Here is a 24,359-nt window from a genome sequence, read left to right as displayed (position 1 = left end):
TTACCATTTGTTACATATACAATCCGCCATTTACATTGATTTCTTGACCTGTAATGTAGCTCGACTTAATTAGGAATAAAACCGTCTCTGCAACTTCATCGGTTTGCCCTAAACGTCGCATTGGTACTTTGGCTATTATAGATTCTTTCACATTATCTGGCATTGCAGCAACCATCTCTGTTTCAATGAAACCTGGACAAATTGCATTTACTGTAATACCATTCTTTGCTGTCTCTAGCGCTAATGATTTCGTAAAGCCCAGTAACCCCGCTTTGGAAGCCGAATAGTTTGTTTGGCCGAAACCACCAGATTGACCTATAATTGAACTGATATTAATAATTCGTCCATATTTCTGTTGGATCATATGATTAATTATTTCAGATGTCGTCTTAAATACACTATTTAAATTGACATTAATTACTTCTTCCCATTCTTCAATTGACATATTTCGGAATGTTTTATCTCTTGTAATTCCAGCATTATTGATAAGAATATCAATTTTGCCGTAACGTTCTAAGACTTCCTCAATAAATTTGTGGACATTATCAGTCACCATTACATCTGCCTTGAATGCAAATGCAGTACCACCTTCTTGTTCAATTTCGTGAATAATGTCATCAGCTTTTTCCGAACTACTTTGATAGTTAATCGCAACTAGTGCTCCATTTCTTGCTAACACCTTAGCAATTTCTGCACCAATACCACGTGATCCACCTGTGACTACCGCTACTTTCCCTTCAAGAGGCTTTACATAATCTGTTTTTTCTAAAACATTTGGTTGTGAATGTACCATTATTGAAATCACTCCTAATTCGTAAATGTTATAAAGAAATGAGGATTAAGCATTATTTTTTTGTGTTTATATCATCTGGTTTTACTGGTGTTGATTGTGAGGTCACCTTTGCCTCAGGCTGTGTTGTTGCTTCATTTGTTTGTATTTTTTTATCCAGCGCCGTTAGAATTTCTAACACCTTGTCGAATTTCTTCTCCAAGCTACCAACAGTACGTTTTAACTGGTTGATCTCTTTCGTCACTGTTTCACTATTTTCATAGAGTTGATCATCAATATTATCGATTTTACCTTCTAGGTTGATGACAAGTGAAGCAACATTTGCGACTTCATCTCGTGTTGGAATATTTGCTTGTTTGAAATAAGCTTCTGTTAAATTACTGATTATTTCATGATATTGCAAATAGCTTGATTGGATTTGCCCTAACCCTTCAGAGAAAGATTCTTTTCCAAGCGTATCCTGGATTACATCATTCCAAGCCTTTTCCGTATGTTCATACATATCCTTCCACATTGTAAAAGGTTCAAATGGTATTTTTTGAGTCAATGAGTATCACCTCCTTAAATTAACTACCCTCGGAATCATAACATAAATTTTCCATTTTTATAATTATTTTCTTATATTTTACAAAAATAAAAAACATTGTCCTTTATGTCTCTAAATAAATTCGCGTTCTAAATGATTGAACTGTGTTTTTCGGGAAAGCCAAACTGAATTTGAATCTGACCCAAGACTTAGACTATGTATTAAGCACAAAAAAAATTACATCAAGCAACATTTTTAAGATTCAGCATTTACCTCAAATTACATGTTTATGTTGCTATTTATATATTTATGAAAGTAAATGTAAAACTATGACAGTTCTCTTATAAATCAGTTCTTTTGGTATCTACAATATTTTCAATTTGCTATTTTTTTTATATTAAACGTCTAATATAGCAACTGAGTACCAAAACATTTTTAGAAAAAATTTAACTTTATTTAAATATATTTTAACTTTATTTCCTAAAGTTGACAAAAGAAACACATAGGTGTAATTTACATGTATAAGTATTTTTACATTAGGTAGGTGGATAACGATGGGACACAAACCAGAAGAAACAAAGAAAAGCAAAACTACAAATATGGGTACGCCCAAAAATTTCCTTATTCCAATCATGTTGTTACATTTACGTGATTGGAATAGCCATGGCTATGAGTTAATGGAAAAGATTATGCAGTTTGGAGTCGAGTCTGTAGATCAAGGGAATTTTTATCGTATGCTGCGACAACTTGAAAAAGATGCACTGGTTACCTCCGAGTGGGATGTTACGTCAGGTGGCCCTGCTAAGCGAATTTATTCAATAACAGAAGCCGGAGAACAGTATTTGGAAGTATGGGCTGGATCACTGAGTCATTATCAAAAAATGTTGGACCAGTTTTTCAATTTGTATAATCCTTTTTTCACCCCGTATAGATCTCCTCCTCAAAAAAAGGATGACAACGACTAAAGCTGGAATGTTATGCAATAATTTGCATTCATTATATATTTCATGAATTTATGGAACCAAGTTAAAGGAGGAATTATTGATGACAAAAGTACAAGAAACAAAAGCTGGTAATCAAGTGGATTTAATCTGGGACGGTTGGCTAAACAACCTTAAAACCGTACAAAATTTCCAAGAGGATGTGCAACAAAAAGCATTACAAGCGTTCTCTTATCAAAAGGAACTACTCGACTTTTCAGTAAAGACATTAAGCACGTTTGAGGAAGAGTCGAAAAAAATTACAAAAGACTGGAATGAGAAAGTCCAAAGTACTGTGAAACAAAATAATCTAAACCAAGGTGAGCAAGTTTCTGAGTGGTTGAACAACATTCAAGACATTACGGAAAGAGTCCAATTGCTTTCATGGAATCCAAGCCATGCAATATTGGATTTATTCATCGAATCACAAAATCAAGTCGAATCGGCTATGAAAAAAGCGCTAGATAGTCAGCAAAAAGATCGTACTGAAAATTTCAAAAAAATAGAAGAATTGACTGTACAAATGAAGGCAACTCATAAAGGAATAGTAAATCCTACTAAAGCTTAAATTCCCTATCGAGCTACACCCCTTCTACAGGCTGAATTTGGAGGTTTTAAGAAAGTGCCCAACTATGAAGATATTCAAATAGGCGATAAGGCTAGTTTTACAAAAACTATTTCCGAATCAGATGTCTATCAATTTGCAGGAATAACAGGTGACTTTAACCCGGTCCATATAAATTCTGAATATGCCAATCAAACCGTATTTAAAGAACGTGTCGCACATGGAATCCTAACAGCGGGATTCATATCGGCAGTGCTAGGGACAAAACTCCCTGGAACGGATACAATTTATTTGTCACAAAATTTAGATTTTAAAGCACCTGTCAAAATTGGCGATACTGTAACAGCTGAAGTTGAAGTATTAGAAAAAAAAGATCGAAAAAAAATAATCCGTCTCCGAACAATTGTCAAAAACCAATTGAATGTAATTGTAGTAGATGGTGAAGCAGTTGTTATGAAATGATTAAACAAAAGTAGACGATTGTGTTTCCAGTTTATTCTGGCACAATCGTCTACTTTTATATTGCAATTGAGTTACTTCTTTTCATTTGAATCTAACTTGTCTGCAATCGATTGTAAAATCTCATTTTTCTCTTTTTGCAGCCTTACAATTGTGAATGCAAACCAAATTACAAATCCAATCGGCAATACATAAAACAATAGCAATGGCAGAATGCTAAAAAAACTAATTCCCATACCAGTTCCCCCTCTATTGACCAAACTTCTTTACATACTTTCTAGACGTTAGAGCTTTCTTTTTTGCACTCCTCCATCAATGATTATATGGACGCCCGATACCGTACCATTCTCAATATGGTTCTCGATTTGTGAAACATCAATGAGCGTCTCAACCCTTACCCACTTTTTCTGTTTGCCCCTAAGTGTCACTTCATACGGCGCACTTTCATTCATTAATGACACCATTCGTACGTCGTCCTCATACCAATAGTTTTCATAAAATTCAATATTGAACGTGACGTCCTCTGAGCTCAAATTTTGAAGTGGTAAACGACATGCCCCTTTCAACGTGAAATCATCCACCATTTTAAACCGACAATCACTTTTATCCACATCATAAGAAATAGCATCAATGCCTTTTGCTAAAGTGTATTGATAGACATTCACTAAAATAGAAGGCACAAAGATGAAACATATAATTGCAGAAATAACTAAGATCACCTGATGTCTTTTGACTGCCTTTACTAAAAAACATAGGCTTGCGATGAGTAATAGAACCGTTAAGATTCCGTCCTTTTGATAGCCATTGTTTGTTTGGATAAGTACATTAAGTACCGATACACCTCGCTCAGTATTCAATGCATCTGGGAATGGCACTGTTAGCACCATACAGATTAGTAATAGAACAATTGCTATGGCAAAAAAATACCCATTTTTTATCATTCGTCACCTCTCCTACTTATTCAAATTTATGATCACCTTACGGACAACAGTATCATTTAAATAGTATGTTTAAAAGACTGCTAATTTTCAAAAGTATTCATCTTTATGTGCGGAATGGATAAAATACTTACTTTATTCTATTTTTTTGTCCGTCACTTTTAGGATTCTATCCGCCTAAACCTCATGCAGCCATAAAAAAATCCCATTCACATATGCGCGTGAATAGGGCTTATGTGAATGACAATCATTTAGGTGTTGTGTTTTTCTCCAAGTAAATTAATGAGGTTGCACACTACGAAATATAAGTAGCATTGTTCATTTAAGTAGTTCCTTTATCTTCGTTCATACCAATAATTTTTGATGTCATATCTTTCGCCTTCCCATATACAATTGTAAATAAGAAGTAACCGGAAGTATATACCAACACTACAAATCTGACACAATAGAAAAGGGACGCTCCAATCGAACGTGACTCAAATACAATTATTTAACTTTTATTTTTTCGATTTCTGCAACATATATGGATTCTTCACTAACTTTTACATATTGATTTTTCGATTCCTTACAATATCCTTCTTTTTTCAAATACTCTTTTAGTTCCGATTTTTTCTCAAACACTTTTTCTTTAACCTTCTGTTCACATTCTTGACCATCTATCCCTTTAGTAATTGACATCATATAAATTTTAGTCAAGTCAAATCCCCCCTTGAATAACTTACGAATATTCATGGAAAAAGTTTCATAACAAAAATTCACAACTTGTAGTGAGTGCGACTTTATGTATTCGTTACTTGTAGATTATCATGGCTGAATAAACTAGAAAACCAAAGCTATTCAAAACACTAGCGGAATACTTAATATCAATAATTTCATGACTTTGAAGTTCTTTTAATGATTTGTTAACTTAGTTTTCGAAATCATCTTTTTTACGACTATCAATAACTTTAACTTTAGTCATCCCTTTCACTTCCCTTCATTCTAATCATAATGCGAAAGAAAGTGATTGTAACTATTATAAATCAAAATAAAAAAAGCCACGCTCACTGAACGTGACTAAAAAGCTTATTGATTAGTATGAGTTAATTGATAATTCATTTATTTTTTCTGCTTCTCACAAAACTTTTATACCATGATAGTCTTAATACTTCGACCGTTTTTCTTACTAAAAATTTTGTTTTAATGTGAAACTATATTATTTCGAAACAAGCTGGATTTAGATAACGTTTTATATTGTTTCAACGTTATATACAGATCGTTCACTTTGCACATTACCGGTATTTAACAATTCATATGGCTCAATAAGAGCAACATAAGCTTCTTCTTCAACTACCGGCATATGTTCAACTCCTTTTGGGATAACAACTAATTCACCCTCACTCAAATGTATATCATCTTGATCTTTTATTTTTATTTTCATTTGCCCTTTAATAACTAAAAATAATTCATCAGATTCGTCGTGGTGATGCCATATGAAATCACCTTTTAGTTTTACTATTTTAAATGCTGAATCATTTACATTTGCAATACTCTTAGGCTGATAATACTCTTGAATCAGGTCAAACTTGGACATAAGATTTACTTTTTCAATCACTGTTATCCCTCCAAAACTATTAGTTATTTTAAGTATAACATAACAAATCCTGTTAATAGTATCACCTAAATTAATTCAGACGACAGATTGGTTTTACTTTTATTTTGTTTGTATTACCTAAACCACCACCGATTAAGAACTGACTAAATGTCCAACATACTTTTTCCATCGTCATTACCTTAGGTCTCCAGTGGGTGGATATTGACTTTGAAAAGCAGACCATTACTATTATTCGGAATCGAACAAGACACGGTACTGGAACAACTAAAACAAAAAATAGTGCACGTAAAATCAAAGTTGGTAAGAATGGCATTGATCAGTTAATTCGTTATCAAAAAGGAATCAAAGAAAATTTGTTGTCATTCGGGAAAAAGTTAAAGGATGAGGATTATGTATTCCTTTTATTAGAAAGTATGTTACCTATGCCACTGACAACTCTTCACAAAGGCTTTAAAAGAATTGTTCAACGTGCATTCTCTCAGGTACTCACACGCTACTATATTAATGAAAGACGGTGTACCAGGGAGGCCGATTGGGAAACCACACCTGAAATGATTTATACAACATACGGCATTTATTGAGGGAGATGGCAGATAAAATTATAGATACATTTGACCGTGCTATCGAAAGTGGAGCTAATCTCTAATAGATTACCCCAGTGGTAGTCTTGTATTACTCAAAAGTCTCATCATCTTACCTTTTTCAGGTGGGGATGAATGGCAGAGGATCCTAAAATGTATTGAGTAACTGAACAAACATCATCTGAATTATGCAAAAGCTATTATAGATAGATTTATATCCACGAATATAAATGTGTGGTTCCCTTTTTATTTTGCATTATACAATATCGTTAAGTTTATAAAGATAGAATCGGAAAGCCCTTTAAAAACTTTTTATTGAAATTGATAATCGTTATCAATTATAATGAGGATTACTATGAATTAAAGGAGCTTATAAATGATTGGTATAATTTATTACGCATATGGCGCACCTAAATCTTTAGACGATGTTACACCTTATTTTTCGCATATTATGAAGGGTAAAACGCCACCATCTCAAATGATTGAAAAAATCACTGCACAATTTAAAAAAATAGGTGGTGTGGATCCATTAGCAGCAAATACGTGCCGTATCGCTAAAGGGCTGGAACATGCTTTACAGCAGCGCATAACACAGACTGTAAAAGTATATAACGCATACAAACATACCGAACCTTACATTCCAGATGTTGTCGACACAATGCTTGAGGAAGGAATCACAACTTTCATTACGCTACCTGTGAATCCGATTATGTCTTTGACAGGTGCTGGCGCCTTTCATGATGAAGTAAGTGCATTATTAGCTTCTCATGATGTTACTGTCATTCATGCGAAAGGTTGGCATTTAAACTCTGAACTACTTGCTGTTTATAAAGATCGCATTCAACGTGCCTACGAATGGATTCCTGCTGAAAAACGAGCTCAGACTCATGTTTTATATACTGTGCATAGTCAGCCAATTGATCCTGAACGTAATGAAATATACGTACGCCAGTTTTCCGAATTATCAGAAGCCATTTCAAAAGCTGCTCAAATAGACAACTGGCATATTACATATCGAAGTGGTCATGGTAAAGCTGACTGGCTTGGCCCAGATGTAAAAGATAAGATTCATACATTATATGCAGAAGGTGCTCAGGCCTTCGTCACATGTGAACTTCTTTCGCTTTCTGCGGATATTGAGTCCTACTTTGAAATCGGAAGCGACTGTCAGAGAATTTGTGAAGAACTCCAGGTTGACTTTGCCCAAGCGGAATTTCCAGGTGATAGCTACGATACCATTCAAGCTTTAGCGGCCATTGTCGAATCATTTATTCCAGCAGAATAACAAATGCATTAAAAAGCTTAGTCACATCTGATAGCCTCGTGCATTGGACTTGCTCCTTCAGTAGAACCACTACTATTAAATAATAGGTATTTCACCACCTGTTTTATTAGTTCCGACTTATATTCTATTGTTATTTCTGATAATTTCTTTAAGTTGCGATGTCACCTTTGTACATAAACCAGTTGAAATTATCGATTGAAGTGCGTGTAAAGGAATTGCAATCAGGTGAATAAAAAAAAAGGACCAGGCTCACGAATGAGTACCTGGTCTTTTGCTGTTTAGACTCCATGTCCATCATCACATGCTATTAAGTAAGTCATTATTTGTCCTCCAAATCGTCACGTGATTTGTTATATCCGAGCACCTGACCACTTATCAGGTTACCAGTTATAGTTGGGCCAATAAAAACGCCAATGAGCACTAACAAAAAAAACACTCATTTCGAAAATGAGTGTTTCGTGAATTTTTAGGATAACCATTTAGGCGGAGTGTTTTTCTCCCAGTAGATATCGCCAAGGTTGTAGTGCGTCATGAAGTTGTCTTCGGCACTGTGGTAGTGGAAATTGTAATAATAGCCTTCTTGTGGTCGTTTTTCTGTACGCACATGAAAGCGAATTACGTCATCACCTGTTTGGCTATTGGTAATGTTGAAGATTTTTTCACCATAATTGCCACTTGGTTTTTCTGTGATTGTTAGTGATGCGAGTGATTCATCGTCTAATTCTGCGACTGTCATGGCAATTGCCTCTTCCATTTTTGGAAAGATGATCGTTTCGAACTCATCGCTAATTTTCGGGCCTATCTTTGTGCCGAACTTTATGTACGATTGCTCTTTTGCTGCATCGACAAGTAAAGAGCCGTAGTCAATTGCTTCTTGCTGTATTTCAGTGTTATCAATTACTTCTGGTTCGGCAGCACTTGCTCTGTTAGCATTTGACGAACCAATGGCGGAGCGATTCGACGAATTTTGATCGAATGCATCCCAAATTTCATGCGTTGGCGTAATTAAACCAAATGTTAAAAACGCAACCATAATAACTATACTTTTTTGAACCCACTTTTTCATAAATTGTCACCTTCTCTTTTATGGACAAATTGGTAATACATCTATCAATATATACGTTTAAACCTATTAAAAGGTTTCATATTTCTATATTTCATTGTACAATAATTTATGTATAAATGTGGTGTTTTTTATAAAAGGAGGTACAAAGAATGGCAACTGTAATGGGTATTGGTCTTTTATTAATGCTAGGTTATTTATCATCTTTATGTTTCACGAACTAATTCTTCTATACAAAAAGCCTGCGAACTCTACAGAATTCGCGGGCTTTTCTCTTTATTTTCATTTCCAATCTTGCAGTTCGCAATCCCAATTTCCAAAGAATTCATCCTCAGTCACAATTGCATCATAAATAGGTACTAATACTTTTTGTAAGCGCTTAATCACTTCTTCAAAAAATAATGACTTTTGACCTACGAACACAAGCCATTGTTCATTTCTTTGTGCATCTAAATAAAATTGATTCTTCAATACAGCTTGATCCTTTTCTATAAGCGTTCTACGTTTATCAAAAACTTCCAGAACGGCCTCCTGTAATACTCTTCCTTCAAAACTTTGAGTATTTAATAGCACATAGACATCATAGAAATCTTTCATTCTGTTGTCTTCTTCAACTAGACTAATCATCGCCTCAAATTTTTCTGCAATAATAACCTCTGTCGAGTACGCTAATAGCACTGGTGGCTCCATTTCCAGCAGAGTTGGAATCGTCACTTCTTTAGGTGTTAAGATATGATTATCTTTATAACTAATCTTTATTTGTATGTATGTCCTCATTTGTCCTAATATAACGGGTATTTCTATGCTAACGTCTTCTTTTAAAGCCGTAATCTTTAATTCATCAACTAAAAAGTCAACACCATCTTCTGGTACTTTTATAGCACATATATCTTCAAATACATGTTGCAACTTACTGATGTCCTGTGTGATTTGCTTTGCCGATAAAGAAATTATTACAGACGGTTTTACTAATCCATTTGTCAATGTAGCTAACAGATGGTCTCCTTTTAGTAAAAATCTTTCTTGAAATGCAGAGATTGATAATCGGTAAAGCCACCTTTCTTGAAAATAACGATGTCCTATCTCATCTAAGCTTTCGCCATTTTTAGTAGCCACATTTTTTAGTTGCTCCGATACTTTGATCGGAATAGTCTTTACGTTTTTCATCGTAATTTCTACACCTCTACATTCAATTTTTAGTCAGTGACTAGATCGATTCCAAATGTTTTATATATGGAATGTCTAACACATCTATAAGTTTGAAAAATTAAAAATGGTACAGCGCTTTCAACATAAAAGCACCAGCTAAACCAAATAAATTTTTAGGCTTCTCAATACTTATATACTAATTATTACCTAATATGCGCAGAGTGTAAACGGTAAAAAATTACAAATTTTCAATCTCAATTAGGATGCAAATAATGCCATAAAATTAGACAAGGGGCGACCTCGCCTTCGCGAAGCCACCCCTTTAGTATTTAATAGGTAACATTTTTGTAATTTATAAAGTCTCGACCCAATCATCTGGGGAATTATATCTTGAAACACTATTGTTTCTTCACCGCGGTAAAATTCCACTGTTTGCCTTCTAACTTAAGCAACGCAAACCCAACCTTCTTTTGCGTCCTTGCAGCCCTTAAGCATGCGCCAGTGTGAATAAGTATCCTAAAAAACATAAAGCAGAATGCCAGATTACAGAAATTAGCTACCTAAAATAGCACCTATGTAATATATCATAGTTTCTGTTAAAAGTAAAGTTATTGATACACAATGAAGACAATGATTACTACAATGTTTTCTTTGTAGGTATTGCGTAGCCAATCAATATACCAATAATTGCTGGTAATACCCAACCTAATCCAATATCATACAAAGGTAATGTATTTGAGTAAAACTTCTCAATTGCCTCAAACAGCCCGAACTCTGCTGCTGGTAAGCTATCAACTAATGCTTTGTAACCATCAATAATACTAATGAAGAACGTAAAGAACATCGCCGTCGCATAAACACTTTGCTTATTTTTAAATAGTGATGAACTTAATGCTAATAATATCAATACAATTGCTAGAGGATATAAGAACATTAAAACTGGAATAGCAAATTGAATAATGTTGTTTAAACCAAAGTTCGCTATTGTAAAGGAAACAAGACATAGAATTAATACAAACCACTTATAGCTTACTTTCGGGAAAACTTCATGGAAAAATTCACTACAAGATGTGATTAAACCAATACTTGTTTTTAAACATGCAAGGACGATAATAATAGCGAGTAGAATACCACCGAACGATCCGAAGTAATGCTTTGCAACTGCTGCAAAGATTAATCCGCCATTATCATACGTTCCAATCGCTTCAATACTCGATGCACCCATATACGTAATTAAACCGTAAATAAGCATCATCAGCGCCATCGCAAAAATCCCTGATTTCCAAGTTGCTTTAGCAATTTCCTTGCGATCTGTAATACCTGAACGTTTAATCGCATTGATGACCACAATCCCAAATGCTAAGGACGCAAGGGCATCCATTGTGTTGTACCCCTCTTTAAATCCAGTCATGAATGAAGAGCTAACATATTCACCCATAGGCTGTTGGAAATTCCCCATAGGAGAAAGAATGCTAATAATAATTAAAACAAATAAAAATATTAAAAATGCAGGTGTTAAATATTTACCGATATAATCCATAATTTTCGCTGGATTTAATGAAAAATAATAGACAATTGCGAAGAATACAAAGCTAAATAAAGCCAGAAACATCGTTACATTCTCTGGTTGAATATATGGCTCAAAGCCAACAGTAAAAGGCACTGTTGCAGTACGGGGAATTGCAAAAAACGGACCGATTGTCAAATAAAGCGCTAATGAAAAAATAACGCCAAATAACGGATGGACACGGCTCGCTAAATCTCGCAGGCCATTACTACCAGATAAGCCAATCGCTAAAATTCCAAGAAACGGCAAACCAATGGCCGTTATTAAAAAGCCAAGCAACGCAAACCAAAAGTTTGTCCCGGCCAATTGTCCGAGCTGAATCGGGAAGATTAAATTCCCGGCCCCGAAAAACAGTCCAAATAACATGGTGCCAATGACTGCATACGTAGAAAAAGGTATTTTACTTTGCATAATTGATGCTCCTCTAAGATGTGTTTAACTATAGCAAATAATATGAATATAATAATTTTTTCACTACAATGCCTTTTATAGTATCAAGCATCGCTTTTAAAAACAATAGTTTTTCAATGAATAGTATCATATTTCTTAGTCAGTATTAAGATCTTGTTTAAGAGACGTATCTAAAAAAACAAATTTAAACATTTCCCAAAGAAAAAGCTGCCCAAAGAGTACGAGTTCTCTTGTTGGACAGCATCTTGAATTGAATGCGTTTATAAATTTTCTAAGACGCCGTAATGAAACTTTGAAGTTACGCGCGCTAACCGTGTAAAGCCGTACTTTTCAAACCATTCCGAACGAAAATGCGCCTTCAACACAACACGCTTTTTCGCCACGCGTTTCGCTTCTTGCACCCACTCTTCCGTTAACGCAACATGCGCTCCAGCTGAACGTAATGCCTCGAAATTATTCGCTTCTTCTATGACTTCCTCAAACATGGGATCCATATACACGACATCAAAAGCATTATCGGGCAATGCTTTTAAATAGGCGACCGCCTCCGACTGTACGACCTCTATTTGTCGCATACAAGCCGTTAATGGCAACTCCGTCGTATCATAGGTCTGTGTACCCTGCGCCACAATAAACGCCACATTCGGATTCGCTTCAAGTCCAACAACTTTACCATGCTCACCAACTGTAAAAGCTGCAAGCATTGCATCAGCTGCGAGACCCAGTGTACAATCTAATACCGAGTCACCCTCTTGAAGTTGCGTTGCCTCCAAAAACGGCTCCGCTTCCCCTCTTGCCACGCGCTTTAATCGAAAAGCCGCCGAATTAGGATGAAAGAAAAACGGCTCACTTTCCCCAAATGCATAATATTCAAAGCGATTTTTCCCAGCAACGATAACATTGGCCTGTAAGCTTACCGAAATTTTTCGTACTGAACGCTTTTTTCTAGGTTCAAACGGTGCATTTAACTGCTTACACGCAAAAGCAGCGAGCGCCATCGACAAGTCGTCTGGTCTGCCCGCTGTAGTGACAATCGTTGTTACTTCGCACATGTTTGTTCTAAAACACCTGTTAAATGCGCTGCAATTTGTTCCATTGGGAAGCCTTCAATTTGCTCACGTGGAATAAAATACGCTAACTCGCCGTCCTTTAAAATCGCCATTGAAGGTGAACTTGGTGGCACCTCTCCAAAGAAACCACGCATTGCTGCAGTTGCTTCTGGATCTTGGCCCGCAAAAACAGTTACTAAATGATCTGGTTTCACAGCCGCTACCGCTTCACGCGCTGCTGGACGTGCTAGCCCTGCCGCACAACCACATACTGAGTTGATGACAACAAGTGAAGTACCTTTTGCCTCCGCCATAAATTCATTCACTGCATCCACAGTCGTTAGCTCGCTAAACCCAGCCTCCACTAACTCTTCACGCATCGGTTTAACAACCTGTCTCATATATTCATCGTAAGCGTTCATCTATTTACCCCTTTTCATATGTATTCACAAAGCCCATTATAGCAAGGTTTTATGCATTAGTATAATATTTAGATTTCACGCATATTCACACACATTCAGATTTCCGGTTGCTTTTTTGTTGCTTTGGTTGCTTTGGTTGCTTTTAATTTATTTCAGAAATAATAGAGTCTTAACATAAAACACAAAATCTTAATATATAACATTTTATCGCTTTGATTTAATATTAGAGTAATAGTTTATTTCTTATTTAAGGTGGTTATTAAAATTAACATATCAATGGAGAATTTTTTAGAGAAATATAATATTAATCGTTCATTAATTGATGAAAATAATATTAAGTGGGATACATTGAGACTAATATATCTGGATTTTATTGAATCAAAAGAAAAGTTAGTAATATACTCAAATTTAATTGCCGAATTACTTAGAAAACAAGAAAAAGTTCATACAGTGAGGTCTAGAATAAAAGACCCTGAGCACTTGATTGCAAAATTAATAAGAAAAACGCCAGAGAGAAAAGAGAAACATGGAGCAGATTTTGAATTTACAGTAGAAAATTATAAAGAGGAAATTACTGATTTAATAGGTGTACGTGTTATTCATATTTTTAAAGAAGATTGGGTAAATATTCACAGTTTTATAGAAAATACTTGGACTGTTAAAGAAGCTCAAGCAAATGTAAGAGAAGGCGATAATAAAGAAAAGTATACAGATTTAGGAATTAAAATAAATTCCAGAAAAACTGGGTATAGATCAGTTCACTATTTAGTTGAGTTTATACCAACTAATGAAATAATAACTGCAGAAATTCAAGTTAGGACTATTTTCGAAGAAGGTTATGGTGAAATCGACCACCAGCTAAGTTATCCAAATAATAATGTTCCAGAAGTACTAACATTGAACCTCTTGATGTTAAATCGTTTAGCAGGAAGTGCAGATGAAATGGCGTCAGCCGTAAAAACTATTAAAGAAGAATGGGCAAAAATGCAAATATCCTTAAGCGAAAAGGATTCTGAATTAGAAATTCTTAAAACAAAAATAGAAAATCTGGATATTAAAAAAGAAGAAAAAGATTCTTTAGTAAAGGATTTAGGGAAGTTGAAATTAAATTCATCGTTTTCAGATTTCATATTCCATAGGTTAGATGATGAAGTATTAAAAAATATTGCTACAATCAAAAACATAGATCCAACATTCCTTCAAACCTTGGGCACGATTAGTAAATCAACTCTAGTAGATTCAAAATTAAAAGTTGCCGAATCATCTTCTGTAATTGTTGATAAAATAGCTAAAGATGATAAAGTTGCTCATCAAGCTTGATCAACTACCATATACCAGAAGGCAAATACCTTCTATATAAATAAAGACATGTTTCTACAAAAATAGAAAAAGACCGAGATCACTTAATAATGTGAAAGCTCGGTCTTTAAATTCTATAATGTACGTTTCACAACTGAAATAACTAACCCTAATGTCTCACTATCAGTCATACGATCACCACGGTCGCTATGATCAACTTTCATAATACCAAGTTTATATGTCTCTTTTAATAATTCCTTTAAATCCTGCTTTGCTGTACTCGTTAATGAATTTGCCACTGGTGTTTCCTCCCTTTTTGTCGGTACTTCTGTTGTTACTGCTACATATTTCATTCCGTAAAATTCACACATTGCTTTAGTGAGCTCTTGTGCCACTTCTTTTTGGAACGCTACATTTACCATTAATAGTGCCTCACGTTCGTTGTCCATAAAGCCGCATTCAATTAACGCTGCAGGCATTTTTGTTGCTCGTAGAACATAATAATTAGCTTCTTTCACACCACGATTTTTTTGAGTTGTCCCAGCTGCTAAATGTTTAACTGCGAGCTTGGCGAACTGGCCGGATTTCGTATTCGAATTATTTAAGTAAACGAATGCTGTAAAACCTTCTGGATCTTTACCTGGTCCATCAAACTTTCCGTCTAACGCATCATAATGGTTCGATAAATAAAAATGAGCACCTGCTTTATTAGCAAGTGCTACACGTGATTCGAGTGATGTATCAGCATCTGTTTGTGCGACTAGTAACGTTCTGAAGCCACAACGCTTTAATTCTTTGTCTAAGAAACCGACTACTGCTCTGTTAAATTCATTTTCTGGAATATAACGCCCCAAAGAAGCGATGTGAGGTGTGCGTTTACCTGCTGTTTGCATACCGTGTCCATCATCTAATGCGATTAAATATGTCATTATTTACCCTCCAAATCATCACGTGGTTTGTTATAGCCAAGCGCCTGCTCACTATCAGCTGTGCCAGTTGTTGTAGGATCAATCACAACACCAATGAGCACTAAAAAAGCAAGCACAGTGTTAAATAACTCTGTCGCTTGCTCATTATAAATTGTTGTATCGTAACCAAATACTGCTGCTACCTGTTGCACTAGCAAAAGTGCTAATGCGAATAATGCTACCAGGAACGGCTTGTGTTTTAATCGTACTTTCCAATTGATTTTCATAAATTTTCACCCTCCAAAGATTGAATTTTGTAATGCTATAAAAACTATACCTACCACACCACTTATAGCTGCGGCTAAAAAATAGCCTTTGATTTTGTCGCTGTTCTGCTCCATTTTCCCAACAGACTTTTCAATTTGTTTCACACTTGAAGCTGTATTATATACAATCGGTTTAATTGTATTTACATCCTTTTCTAACTCACTCAACCGTCTTTCATGGTCAACTGCTGTCACTGCTTGCTGAAACGTTGATACTCCTTTTACATCGTCACTCATAACACATGACCTCGCCTTCCTGCCCTGAATTTGCACAACAAAAAACACTGTGAAACGAATCGAATAATTGTATCGTGTACAACTTTGCCCTCACAGCGTTAAAAAACCTATGATTTTTTAATCAATTCACTTTGTTTGTGTTTCTTATTTTAAAAAACACCTTATTTTCGGTTTAAGAAAATATAAAAAAGCACCCTCGGCTGAGAGTGCTTTATTCGTTAATTTCTTTGCATACATCGCATACGCCTTTATTGTTGTATGCAATTTGGTCTGAAATCATTTTCTCACATTTACTACAATACTTTTGTGGATCTTTATCACGGTATTCCGGTATTAACTGATCTTTAAAGTGCCCCATCGAATCTCCCCCCTTTTGTTAACTACAATTCGGCAAAAGGATAATATCCCCTGCTATTTCTGACATAAAAATAATGCTAGCTTATGCTGCTTTTAGATACTGAACAATATGAACTATAACATATGCTAATGTGAGAAGCATGAGAGGTACAATAAATACAAAATACATAATCCTAACAAAATAAATGGTGTAAATATTCCCTAAGATCTTTAGCATATCTTTCTTACAATTATCTCTACAATAGTACTTTGCATATTTGTGAGCATCTAACTCTTTTTCACTTACCCAATAGATGACGTTCCCCATAAATTTTTGGAAGTTTGTATTGGGGATCTTAAATTTATATTCTTTATTTTTATATTGCCATGCATGCCGTAATTCATGAGCTAATGTCCTGATTTTTTCTTCGTCTTTCAATAAAATTGTATTTTCATTTTCCGCCCATAAAAAAAGACCATTTGCCCATTTATATTTGGACTCTAAATCTAAATTATGTTTTTTTTATAATCTCCTTTATGATCTTCTACATATTTTTTTGCGTCTGTTCCAACCAAAACTTTAACAGTATCATCTAATGCCAAATCGTTCTTTATTTTTCTCTCGTGTTCTTTGAAAGTAATTTCCTCCATTAATAATCACCCCATTTCTTTCTAATATTGTATATTTCAACAAATAGATACAGGATTCCTTTTTAGCTAATTATATTTTCACGAATTTTATTGGCGACTCATATCTGTAACGGTTAACATTTCATAAATCCACATCCTTTCAAGCAATAGAAAAAGCACATCCAAAGTACTGGACGTGTTCTATAGATAATATCTAACTTTCACAGTTGAACTAAGCAGACTTTTAGGTGCATCAAGTACCTTATCATCTTCAGTCATTACAGCATACATAGCCTTGCAACAGGAAGGGAATCTAGAATTCCCGTTAGGGTATCCTCCTATCAGATCATGTACATCTCTTGAAGTGATATCTACAAACTCCAAACCTTTTCCTCTGGCATCCTGCTTCAATTTGATAACTATCTTTTTAATTGATTCAATAGTGACTTTTTCCATTGTAATAACCTCCATGTCTAATACTAATATTCGACATAGATGCTATTCATCCTTTGATAAAAATCTGCTAGTCATTATGACTAGCAGTTACTGCACAATATGAAACCTTTGTTCATAATAAAAAGGACACGCTTTAGCGTATCCTTTAAAAACACTCTTTTTAATATTCTTTTAAATGTCACAATATACTATCCACGATTGCAACTTGAACACAAATCTTGTCTTATATCTGCCCCATCGTCATGTGGATGAAAATGGCATCCGCAATTTTCACACTCTATCATAGTTCTTCCCCTCCCTCTTTATCTCTCTGAATTCTTAATTCGACAAAATTGAGGGGTTCCCTCTAATAAGTTTTTGCTAATTACACGAATTAAAGTTATTACGTAATTTGAAACGAATATTTAAGAATCATGCGTTAATTATCTTCATTGCCTCTTCCTCTGTATAAGAAGGAACGCGCCCTAATTTAATTGAACCATTGACAATAAGTACATTAAACGATAAAAAATATGGTTTTTTGTTAATCACTATATAATCCGAAGTGTTTTTTATTTTATAAACTTCTAAATCACCATGATTACCATTTGATTGAATGAACACTTGTGAGTTAACATCAGCATTATTATTTTCAACCTGTACCCTAACTGCATTATTACCGTGTACAGTTCCTCCTATTGTAAAAGTTAGAGATTTTACTTTTGGAATCTTTTTCTCAAAATCTTCTAATAGCTCTTTTTTTATCATTAGCATCCGTTTTTCCAACCGTATTTCCAATCCTTTTTCAAACCAATGCCTTGCCATTACATACAATGCTCCGCCAGCAGCCGTAATAACAAATGCTAACACAGCCCATTGAATTGTTAAATGAAATTTGACAGTACTGTCTATCAATGATAATGAATCTTCTATTTTGCTAATTTGAACACCAATTGTATCAAGACTAGTCATAAAAATAAATAAACCTCCTATATCCATATATAGATAGGTTTCGACAAAAACTAAAATATTCCTTTTATATTGCTATAGATTTTAAGGCTAATATAACCTCCTGCTATTAAAGCGATTATTGACCAATCGTTAAATCCCCACCCTCTTTTGATAAAAGCGTAATTAAAACCAACAAACCAAATAAGCAAGGGGAAAAAAGAAAACCCTGAACTAACAATTAATGCCTTCGGATTGATTTTTAACTTACTCATATTTTTCACCTCTTTACATGTTTAATGTTTATTGTCCCTATTACCCTCGTCTAACTCTATTGATTTTAAACAATGGTCTTTGTCGATAAAGTTTAATAACCAACACATAAATCGACATACTGGACATTGCTGATGTTTTCCTATTCGACTCGATAGGGTTTCATCAGGATAACCGCCTAATAACGTATTAAATAATTGGTCAATAGCGATAAATAAAAACCAAAAATAACGTTTTACCATACTATCGCTTCCACTTGTTCTTTTGTAGTAGCATCATTCACTTGCTGTAATAGTTGATTGTACTTAGTTACGTTTGTTTTTTGATGTTGTAACGCAGCTAGTGAAACAATATCAAAATTACTTTGATTTAACACAATGCGTACACGCTGTTCATTTTCATAAGCTGTCCATTCAATTTCAGATATCTTATTAGCAAAAAATAAAAGCCCAATCCCATTAAAGCGAGACTGTGCTTCTGCATCGTAACTAAATTCATATTCGATTTCATTAATTGTTACTTTGAATCGCCCTAAAATAGTTTGCTTGCATAATTCGTCTAGTTCATTAATCTTTCTTATTTTAACGACGTCTAAGGTATTACCTGTAATTTCATCGATTTCTTCTTGTGTTGCACCTTCTATCCATTCAGTGCTGTTCCATTTCGGTTTGAAAATTCCATGTGGATCGACCGATATCCAATCTTTTTTATTGCCATCTAATATGTTGCCATTTTCGTCAACGTCGGCTAAATCGATAGTTATTCTCCAACCATACACATCAATTTCGTATACTTGTTTTTGCATAACATTTACACCTCCCTCGCTCTGTATGAAAAGTTAAATGTGTACAAATTGTCCTGCGTCATATTTGCAACGAAATAACCGTTTTCTTGAATACTCATTCCTGTACTTTGAATCGTAGAAGCAATAGAGAGCGCGGCGACAAATGGTTTTTGTGGAATATATCCTACAGGCATTTGAAAGGCAATATAAGTTCCTTTAACCCTACCTGCCACATGCACTTCTCCGAAATCATCTTTATAGTACTGAGGCGGATAAGTTATGTCTGGCGTACCACCAGATAACACAACATTTATCCAATTCCCTTGTTGTTTATTCGCCTTTTGACTTATTGCATATGAAGTAGCTGCTGCTGTTTGACTAATGCTGTCTTTATCATTGGACAGGTTTAAGTTTGCATACTTCCACCCGTTGAGATAGCCAGGAATCCCCGATTGCGGAACTCCCCACGCAACAACTCCATCATCTCCCTTTAGTCCGAGCCTTCGGAAAAAGTTATCATTGGGTCTGTTTTGATTTTCTGCCCGAGCTTCTTGCCATATAGTTTTACCATTAGATGACACTAAAACAGATATTAACCATTTTCCTCCGGTAGGAGCATTAAGTGGATTATCGGTACTGTAATACCCATTTTCAACCAAATTATTCAAATCACCTACAAACGCTTTAGTCGCACTACCAGTTTCAATCTCGTTCCAAATTGAACCGTCATTAAACTCTAATTTGTCGTTAAAATAACGCAGGTCATGTGCTCCGTTTTCGCCAGCGACACTTTCAGCCGAATGTTCAGTAAGCGCTGTTTGCACCTGTGCCACTTTTGCATCCACATAAGGACGAGATGCGATGATGACAGTTGGATCGATAGTTAATTTGATGACATCGGCATTAGAAGTTTCAATAACAAAGTGAATAATGGTTTCCTCTGATACACCTTCGGATAGTTGCGGTTTATATTTTTCAGGATATTGACCAATTGCTATCAAACGATTTTCATCGTCAAAGATACCGATTTCTCTGATTGTGAAGCCCCCAGCAGTTACTGGAATAACCGCATCGATAATGATTCGTTTATCATTTGTGGGGTCAGTCGTTTTTTCTGCAATTGGCCCACGCCAAACCTCCTTGACGAGTGCTGTTTGATTCTGAGTTGGTACATAGTGTGAACCGTTCCCGTCGCCCAATGCGATATACGACAACCCTACCACGGACTGCGTAATTTGAGCGTTGGCAATTTGAGCTAACCCTATGTTTGTAATTAATGTGCCGTATTGGCTCATGTTAACTCTCCTTTCATAGTGGTAAAATGGTAATTCTAGTAGCTGTTTTCATACCGGCTAGACTGTTAGTTTTGGCACTTGATTCAATGTTGCCGATGTTCATTGGATGCAACGTGATTTCAGAGCCAGTTGCTAAGTAGCTTGGCAAGTACGTAGTAGTATCGATTTTAAATCTACGCGCAGTTCTTAAAGCGATATTTAGTGGTACGATTCGTTCTACTAAACTCTTTACTTCTTTGTAATAGATAGTTTCCGGCGTCACATATACATCCATGTCAAACGTTTCGATATCAAGATTGATTTCATAAGTGCCTTTGCCCAAAAGTGAGTCAAGTATGCTTTTTAAATACTCGAAAACTAAGTTTGTATTTTCTTGCATCCTTGCTAGTAGCCGTAATTTTCGGAACTCTAAAGTTTCCGTACGCCGATCTGCTATAATACCAAAATCTTTTTCTCGGATAGCAATAGCAGCTTCACCTGACGATAAAATGAATTGGTCTTTTTCCGTATTAAAAAAAGCCTCACTGAGTTTGCCCCAGTCCGATACGACCGTTTCTGACAACTCCTGAAACTCTCTAACATCTTTATAATATGGAGGTAATTCATTTATAAAATCGTTGCTCATGAACCCACTTCCTTTAGCACAATACTAACAAGTGAAGGAATCTCCTCATTCAAGCTAATATTACTAGCAAGGTTATTTAGAAGCGTTGATGTAATATCCTCTATACCTTCAATTTCTAATAGCCTAGATTCGATATGTGTAATACGCACATTGATGTCAAGATCTTTGTACCAATTAGCACGAAGTTCAGCGAAATATTCTTTCAGCGATTCATTTACCTGGGATTCAATTTGACCGATTGTTACACCGTTTAGGATGATTTCACATTCGACAATAACGTTAACTACTCCTACACCTTCAACAGTCACCTCATGGCCAATTGGTGCCGTACCATAGCCATCGCCCTTAAATTCAATAGGGTCCATTATTTCTTGTACATATAATATAAATTCAGGTGTAGGGGCATTGAAATCAGAGTCAATTATTATCGCTTTGACTGTGCCTCCACCATATGGTGCACGTCTTAATCTAACTCCACCGACACCTTGTATAGCTCTTATTTTTTTCTTGTAATCCGCACGATTCCCACCGAAAGCTTTTTCACGTATATGTTCTAAAAACTTCTGATAAAGGGATTCGTCTGTTTCATCGTCCTCACCTGGTACGAGTACATCTGAAAGTATTGCTTTACCTAATTTGTTATTAGCTTCTACTGGTAGCATTTCTCCGAAATCTCTATTACCAACAGCACCAGCTGATTGAGCCTCTACTTTAAATTCACCTGGATTTATTTTTTCAATCACTTTATAAATTATTGCATCTAAACGATACAGCCCACTTAATGCAACGTTGAGCGGTTGACCGTCTCTTCCAGTGAATACAGCTCGACGAATCGCTTTACCAGCCTTTTTACGCTCAACACCATGCTCATTTACACGCTTTTCTAGGTCGATACCATCTGCAGTTACTGCAAAAGTACGACGATATAACACAGCCATGTCCCAGTACGTTTCAGCAGTCTTTAATGCGGTTGGTGCAAGTGCATCGTAAATGATACTTCCTTCACGCTTATCGACGTCATCAGGAACCTGATCAAGCATTTCTGTTAATAATTTTTCAAATGTTTGGGCTTCCAAGTAATCAAGCAATTCTCACCGCCTCCTTTAACAACTGCACATCTCCATATATCGTGTGCGCTACAAAATCCACTAGCACATCGTCTTTCGTCACAAAATCAAGACTGAAATTTGATAAACTTGTAATGCGCTCATCTTGCAATAGTGCCTCCTGTATACGCCTTCCTAAATCACCGCGAACATACAACTCGTCATGACCAATCATATTCTCAAAGCCATAATTGTCCGTGTAAATTAGATGTTTAAAACGCACAGTGTTCAACACTTTAAATATTACTTGCTCCATAGCTTTTTGACCGTCAATAAAACCACCACAGCGCCCTTTTATGAAATCTAAATTGTACGTCCTGGTAGGTAATTCAGCAGCATCAACTACTTCGATTTCGGGTGTAATTGCGATTGTCCCCTTAGGTATTACCATACTTTATCACCTTCTCTATATCTGTCTGAAACATAATATTTCTGGCCACCTTGCACCCTATGCATCACTACTTTATCGCCTTCTTTAAGTCCATCTTCAAAGTTTAATTTTGCATATTTCATTTCGTAAATCTCATAAGGGTTCGAGTATGGATCACCAATGTTTTTTCTCTTAGAACTCGCTTGCTTTAGCTCATCACCGATTTGACCTTTAGGAAAGTTTTTCGGAAATTCATATTCGACTGTTACAATACGTTCGTGTCTTGTAAGATGTTCAGCGACAAGCAAAAACTCGTCCGTTAAGATGAGCTTCGAGTGTACTTCAATTTTTAATGGCTTGGATTCTATCACCGTACCCAAAATAATGTTTACTGGATTAGACGCTCGAAAGGCAGCCATTGCCGTTGTTTTTATTAAATCTAATAAACTCATTAAACCACCTTCAATTCTAAGCTCATTGTATGCACTTTCGGTGACCAATCTTGTGTGCAAGTTTCCACTAAAAACAATTGTTTCAGCCCTAATTTTTCAATATAAATAAAGACCATCTTACCAGCGCGCACTCGCCAGTCACCTAAACACTTCAATGACAATTCTTTCTTTTCTTTATTGTGAACAGCTAGTAGAGTATCTAACAGACTTTCAACTTGGGCAGGTGTCATATTTTCGTCTACTTTTTTGTAGTACTGTAGTTGCCCCCACTTTGCGATATTACCGCTGTCCTGCGCAATAAAGACCTTTCGTTTAGAAGCCTCTTTGTCATCTACAACTAATTTAATCCTGTTATACGCATCCTCGATAGACACTGAATAATCAAAGTCGTATAAAAGACTTTCCTCACCTATATAAAATTCTGTAGGTGGGATAACGAGATCACTGATATTGTGCAAACCAAGTGACCCGAAATCATCCATGAATACAAAGCTCTGATTGGTCGCAACAATTGCAGAGTCGATATATTTCATAATGACATCTAATGCCTTTTTATCTTCTTCAACCATTCCTGGCGCTACAAACCCTGTGCTTGCTGATTTACTAAGCGTTAAATTCGCTTGCCCGCAAATACGAGCTATAGCTGACTCAGCTGACATCGAGGGAATTACATAAGTGTCGTTGTACATTAAGTACTTCAACTGATCGTAGGCCGTAACTTTAAATTCGCTGTTTTTGCCAAACCCTGCTTTAAATGAATAACCATAAAAAATTTTATGAACACCATCAGTAACTCGCACGATTGCACCAGATACAACTTCATCCTTTATCGGATCTGGATTTAGCAAAGTGACGTTTAATTCCGATGCCTTACCTGTTTTTTCTGTTTTCCAACTAACTGAGGTAATAGGTACTTCATAAATATTTCCGTCACGATTATCGATTAGAACTTCCAT

At 35.6% G+C, this 24,359-nt stretch carries 33 protein-coding genes and 1 pseudogene; 6 read left to right on the top strand and 28 right to left on the bottom strand.

Features of this window, described 5'->3' with window-relative positions:
• Window positions 1-10: 10 nt before the first annotated feature.
• Entirely contained in the window at window positions 11-793 is a 783-nt protein-coding gene (fabG, locus tag AEA09_RS07390) for a 3-oxoacyl-[acyl-carrier-protein] reductase (protein ID WP_053583227.1), read from the bottom strand.
• 52 nt (window positions 794-845) lie between these two features.
• On the bottom strand, window positions 846-1,337 hold the full coding sequence (locus AEA09_RS07385; RefSeq protein WP_053583226.1) for a hypothetical protein: 492 nt from the start codon (window positions 1,335-1,337) through the stop codon (window positions 846-848).
• Between the two features lie 533 nt (window positions 1,338-1,870).
• Between AEA09_RS07385 and phaQ the strand changes: the two genes are divergently transcribed.
• The 3 genes from phaQ (at window position 1,871) to AEA09_RS07370 (ending at window position 3,323) form a co-directional block, all read left to right on the top strand.
• Window positions 1,871-2,281, top strand: a complete 411-nt coding sequence (gene phaQ, locus AEA09_RS07380) for a poly-beta-hydroxybutyrate-responsive repressor (RefSeq protein ID WP_053583225.1) — start codon at window positions 1,871-1,873, stop codon at window positions 2,279-2,281.
• A 79-nt stretch (window positions 2,282-2,360) separates the two neighbouring features.
• Window positions 2,361-2,864: a hypothetical protein gene (locus AEA09_RS07375; protein ID WP_053583224.1), complete on the top strand. Its 504-nt coding sequence runs from the start codon at window positions 2,361-2,363 to the stop codon at window positions 2,862-2,864.
• Between the two features lie 54 nt (window positions 2,865-2,918).
• Window positions 2,919-3,323: a MaoC family dehydratase gene (locus AEA09_RS07370; protein WP_053583223.1), complete on the top strand. Its 405-nt coding sequence runs from the start codon at window positions 2,919-2,921 to the stop codon at window positions 3,321-3,323.
• A gap of 71 nt (window positions 3,324-3,394) precedes the next feature.
• Here the strand turns inward: AEA09_RS07370 and AEA09_RS20090 are convergent, their stop codons facing one another.
• The 5 genes and pseudogenes from AEA09_RS20090 to AEA09_RS07355 form a co-directional block, all read right to left on the bottom strand.
• The gene (locus tag AEA09_RS20090) at window positions 3,395-3,556 is read right to left on the bottom strand and encodes a hypothetical protein (protein WP_169778064.1); all 162 of its coding nucleotides are present in this window, start codon (window positions 3,554-3,556) and stop codon (window positions 3,395-3,397) included.
• 48 nt (window positions 3,557-3,604) lie between these two features.
• The gene (locus AEA09_RS07365; RefSeq protein ID WP_053583222.1) at window positions 3,605-4,261 is read right to left on the bottom strand and encodes a hypothetical protein; all 657 of its coding nucleotides are present in this window, start codon (window positions 4,259-4,261) and stop codon (window positions 3,605-3,607) included.
• A 483-nt stretch (window positions 4,262-4,744) separates the two neighbouring features.
• Window positions 4,745-4,954, bottom strand: coding sequence for a hypothetical protein (locus AEA09_RS07360; RefSeq protein ID WP_053583221.1), 210 nt, complete (start codon window positions 4,952-4,954; stop codon window positions 4,745-4,747).
• A 94-nt stretch (window positions 4,955-5,048) separates the two neighbouring features.
• Window positions 5,049-5,153 (bottom strand): annotated as a pseudogene (locus AEA09_RS20605) (sporulation protein Cse60); the annotation flags it as partial.
• 333 nt (window positions 5,154-5,486) lie between these two features.
• The gene (locus AEA09_RS07355) at window positions 5,487-5,852 is read right to left on the bottom strand and encodes a cupin domain-containing protein (protein WP_211263236.1); all 366 of its coding nucleotides are present in this window, start codon (window positions 5,850-5,852) and stop codon (window positions 5,487-5,489) included.
• Window positions 5,853-6,046: 194 nt separating this feature from the next.
• On the opposite strand from AEA09_RS07355, the gene AEA09_RS07350 reads away from it, so the two are divergent.
• The gene (locus AEA09_RS07350; RefSeq protein WP_053583220.1) at window positions 6,047-6,433 is read left to right on the top strand and encodes a site-specific integrase; all 387 of its coding nucleotides are present in this window, start codon (window positions 6,047-6,049) and stop codon (window positions 6,431-6,433) included.
• Between the two features lie 376 nt (window positions 6,434-6,809).
• Entirely contained in the window at window positions 6,810-7,718 is a 909-nt protein-coding gene (locus tag AEA09_RS07345) for a ferrochelatase (RefSeq protein WP_053583219.1), read from the top strand.
• Between the two features lie 466 nt (window positions 7,719-8,184).
• On the opposite strand, the gene AEA09_RS07340 is transcribed toward AEA09_RS07345, so the two are convergent.
• The 5 genes from AEA09_RS07340 to AEA09_RS07320 all read right to left on the bottom strand — a co-directional run bounded on the left by AEA09_RS07340 (window position 8,185) and on the right by AEA09_RS07320 (window position 13,379).
• Window positions 8,185-8,784, bottom strand: a complete 600-nt coding sequence (locus tag AEA09_RS07340; RefSeq protein WP_053583218.1) for a YpjP family protein — start codon at window positions 8,782-8,784, stop codon at window positions 8,185-8,187.
• 279 nt (window positions 8,785-9,063) lie between these two features.
• Window positions 9,064-9,948: a nucleotidyl transferase AbiEii/AbiGii toxin family protein gene (locus tag AEA09_RS07335; protein ID WP_053583217.1), complete on the bottom strand. Its 885-nt coding sequence runs from the start codon at window positions 9,946-9,948 to the stop codon at window positions 9,064-9,066.
• Between the two features lie 619 nt (window positions 9,949-10,567).
• A complete protein-coding gene (brnQ, locus tag AEA09_RS07330) occupies window positions 10,568-11,908 on the bottom strand; it encodes a branched-chain amino acid transport system II carrier protein (RefSeq protein WP_053583216.1) in 1,341 nt (446 codons plus the stop codon).
• Window positions 11,909-12,168: 260 nt separating this feature from the next.
• Window positions 12,169-12,960, bottom strand: a complete 792-nt coding sequence (locus AEA09_RS07325) for a class I SAM-dependent methyltransferase (RefSeq protein WP_053583215.1) — start codon at window positions 12,958-12,960, stop codon at window positions 12,169-12,171.
• Window positions 12,948-13,379 (bottom strand): BrxA/BrxB family bacilliredoxin, encoded by a 432-nt coding sequence (locus AEA09_RS07320; protein WP_053583214.1) that lies wholly within the window; start codon window positions 13,377-13,379, stop codon window positions 12,948-12,950. Before AEA09_RS07320 ends, AEA09_RS07325 begins: the two co-directional genes overlap by 13 nt.
• 276 nt (window positions 13,380-13,655) lie before the next feature.
• Between AEA09_RS07320 and AEA09_RS07315 the strand changes: the two genes are divergently transcribed.
• Window positions 13,656-14,699 (top strand): RelA/SpoT domain-containing protein, encoded by a 1,044-nt coding sequence (locus AEA09_RS07315; protein ID WP_156312083.1) that lies wholly within the window; start codon window positions 13,656-13,658, stop codon window positions 14,697-14,699.
• Window positions 14,700-14,812: 113 nt separating this feature from the next.
• On the opposite strand, the gene AEA09_RS07310 is transcribed toward AEA09_RS07315, so the two are convergent.
• From AEA09_RS07310 to AEA09_RS07240, 16 genes are all read right to left on the bottom strand, one after another.
• Window positions 14,813-15,607 carry an N-acetylmuramoyl-L-alanine amidase family protein gene (locus tag AEA09_RS07310; protein WP_053583213.1) on the bottom strand — a complete coding sequence of 265 codons (795 nt, stop codon included), beginning with the start codon at window positions 15,605-15,607 and terminating at the stop codon, window positions 14,813-14,815.
• Window positions 15,607-15,873 (bottom strand): phage holin, encoded by a 267-nt coding sequence (locus AEA09_RS07305; RefSeq protein WP_053583212.1) that lies wholly within the window; start codon window positions 15,871-15,873, stop codon window positions 15,607-15,609. The genes AEA09_RS07310 and AEA09_RS07305 overlap by 1 nt, the downstream gene beginning before the upstream one ends.
• A gap of 6 nt (window positions 15,874-15,879) precedes the next feature.
• Window positions 15,880-16,149, bottom strand: coding sequence for a hypothetical protein (locus tag AEA09_RS07300; protein ID WP_053583211.1), 270 nt, complete (start codon window positions 16,147-16,149; stop codon window positions 15,880-15,882).
• A 211-nt stretch (window positions 16,150-16,360) separates the two neighbouring features.
• Window positions 16,361-16,507: a hypothetical protein gene (locus AEA09_RS20085; protein WP_169778062.1), complete on the bottom strand. Its 147-nt coding sequence runs from the start codon at window positions 16,505-16,507 to the stop codon at window positions 16,361-16,363.
• A gap of 485 nt (window positions 16,508-16,992) precedes the next feature.
• Window positions 16,993-17,136 (bottom strand): hypothetical protein, encoded by a 144-nt coding sequence (locus tag AEA09_RS19880; RefSeq protein ID WP_156312081.1) that lies wholly within the window; start codon window positions 17,134-17,136, stop codon window positions 16,993-16,995.
• 180 nt (window positions 17,137-17,316) lie between these two features.
• Window positions 17,317-17,571 carry a hypothetical protein gene (locus AEA09_RS07290; protein WP_053583209.1) on the bottom strand — a complete coding sequence of 85 codons (255 nt, stop codon included), beginning with the start codon at window positions 17,569-17,571 and terminating at the stop codon, window positions 17,317-17,319.
• Between the two features lie 411 nt (window positions 17,572-17,982).
• Complete coding sequence (locus tag AEA09_RS07285; RefSeq protein WP_053583208.1) at window positions 17,983-18,522, bottom strand: hypothetical protein; 540 nt, start codon at window positions 18,520-18,522, stop codon at window positions 17,983-17,985.
• 50 nt (window positions 18,523-18,572) lie between these two features.
• Complete coding sequence (locus AEA09_RS07280; RefSeq protein ID WP_053583207.1) at window positions 18,573-18,773, bottom strand: hypothetical protein; 201 nt, start codon at window positions 18,771-18,773, stop codon at window positions 18,573-18,575.
• A 21-nt stretch (window positions 18,774-18,794) separates the two neighbouring features.
• Window positions 18,795-19,013 (bottom strand): hypothetical protein, encoded by a 219-nt coding sequence (locus AEA09_RS07275; RefSeq protein ID WP_053583206.1) that lies wholly within the window; start codon window positions 19,011-19,013, stop codon window positions 18,795-18,797.
• Window positions 19,007-19,576 carry a DUF4376 domain-containing protein gene (locus tag AEA09_RS07270; RefSeq protein WP_053583205.1) on the bottom strand — a complete coding sequence of 190 codons (570 nt, stop codon included), beginning with the start codon at window positions 19,574-19,576 and terminating at the stop codon, window positions 19,007-19,009. The genes AEA09_RS07275 and AEA09_RS07270 overlap by 7 nt, the downstream gene beginning before the upstream one ends.
• A gap of 5 nt (window positions 19,577-19,581) precedes the next feature.
• A complete protein-coding gene (locus tag AEA09_RS20275; RefSeq protein WP_053583204.1) occupies window positions 19,582-20,850 on the bottom strand; it encodes a phage tail protein in 1,269 nt (422 codons plus the stop codon).
• A gap of 13 nt (window positions 20,851-20,863) precedes the next feature.
• Entirely contained in the window at window positions 20,864-21,475 is a 612-nt protein-coding gene (locus tag AEA09_RS07260) for a putative phage tail protein (protein ID WP_053583203.1), read from the bottom strand.
• A complete protein-coding gene (locus AEA09_RS07255) occupies window positions 21,472-22,563 on the bottom strand; it encodes a baseplate J/gp47 family protein (protein WP_053583202.1) in 1,092 nt (363 codons plus the stop codon). The genes AEA09_RS07260 and AEA09_RS07255 overlap by 4 nt, the downstream gene beginning before the upstream one ends.
• Window positions 22,556-22,972, bottom strand: coding sequence for a DUF2634 domain-containing protein (locus AEA09_RS07250; protein WP_053583201.1), 417 nt, complete (start codon window positions 22,970-22,972; stop codon window positions 22,556-22,558). Before AEA09_RS07250 ends, AEA09_RS07255 begins: the two co-directional genes overlap by 8 nt.
• Entirely contained in the window at window positions 22,966-23,403 is a 438-nt protein-coding gene (locus AEA09_RS07245) for a DUF2577 domain-containing protein (protein ID WP_053583200.1), read from the bottom strand. Before AEA09_RS07245 ends, AEA09_RS07250 begins: the two co-directional genes overlap by 7 nt.
• A complete protein-coding gene (locus AEA09_RS07240; RefSeq protein ID WP_342667622.1) occupies window positions 23,403-24,359 on the bottom strand; it encodes an XkdQ/YqbQ family protein in 957 nt (318 codons plus the stop codon). The genes AEA09_RS07245 and AEA09_RS07240 overlap by 1 nt, the downstream gene beginning before the upstream one ends.

The sequence above is a fragment of the Lysinibacillus contaminans genome, assembly GCF_001278945.1.
Taxonomy (GTDB): domain Bacteria; phylum Bacillota; class Bacilli; order Bacillales_A; family Planococcaceae; genus Lysinibacillus; species Lysinibacillus contaminans.
Note: the sequence above shows the minus strand (reverse complement) of the source record. Positions and strands in the feature narration are given on the sequence as shown.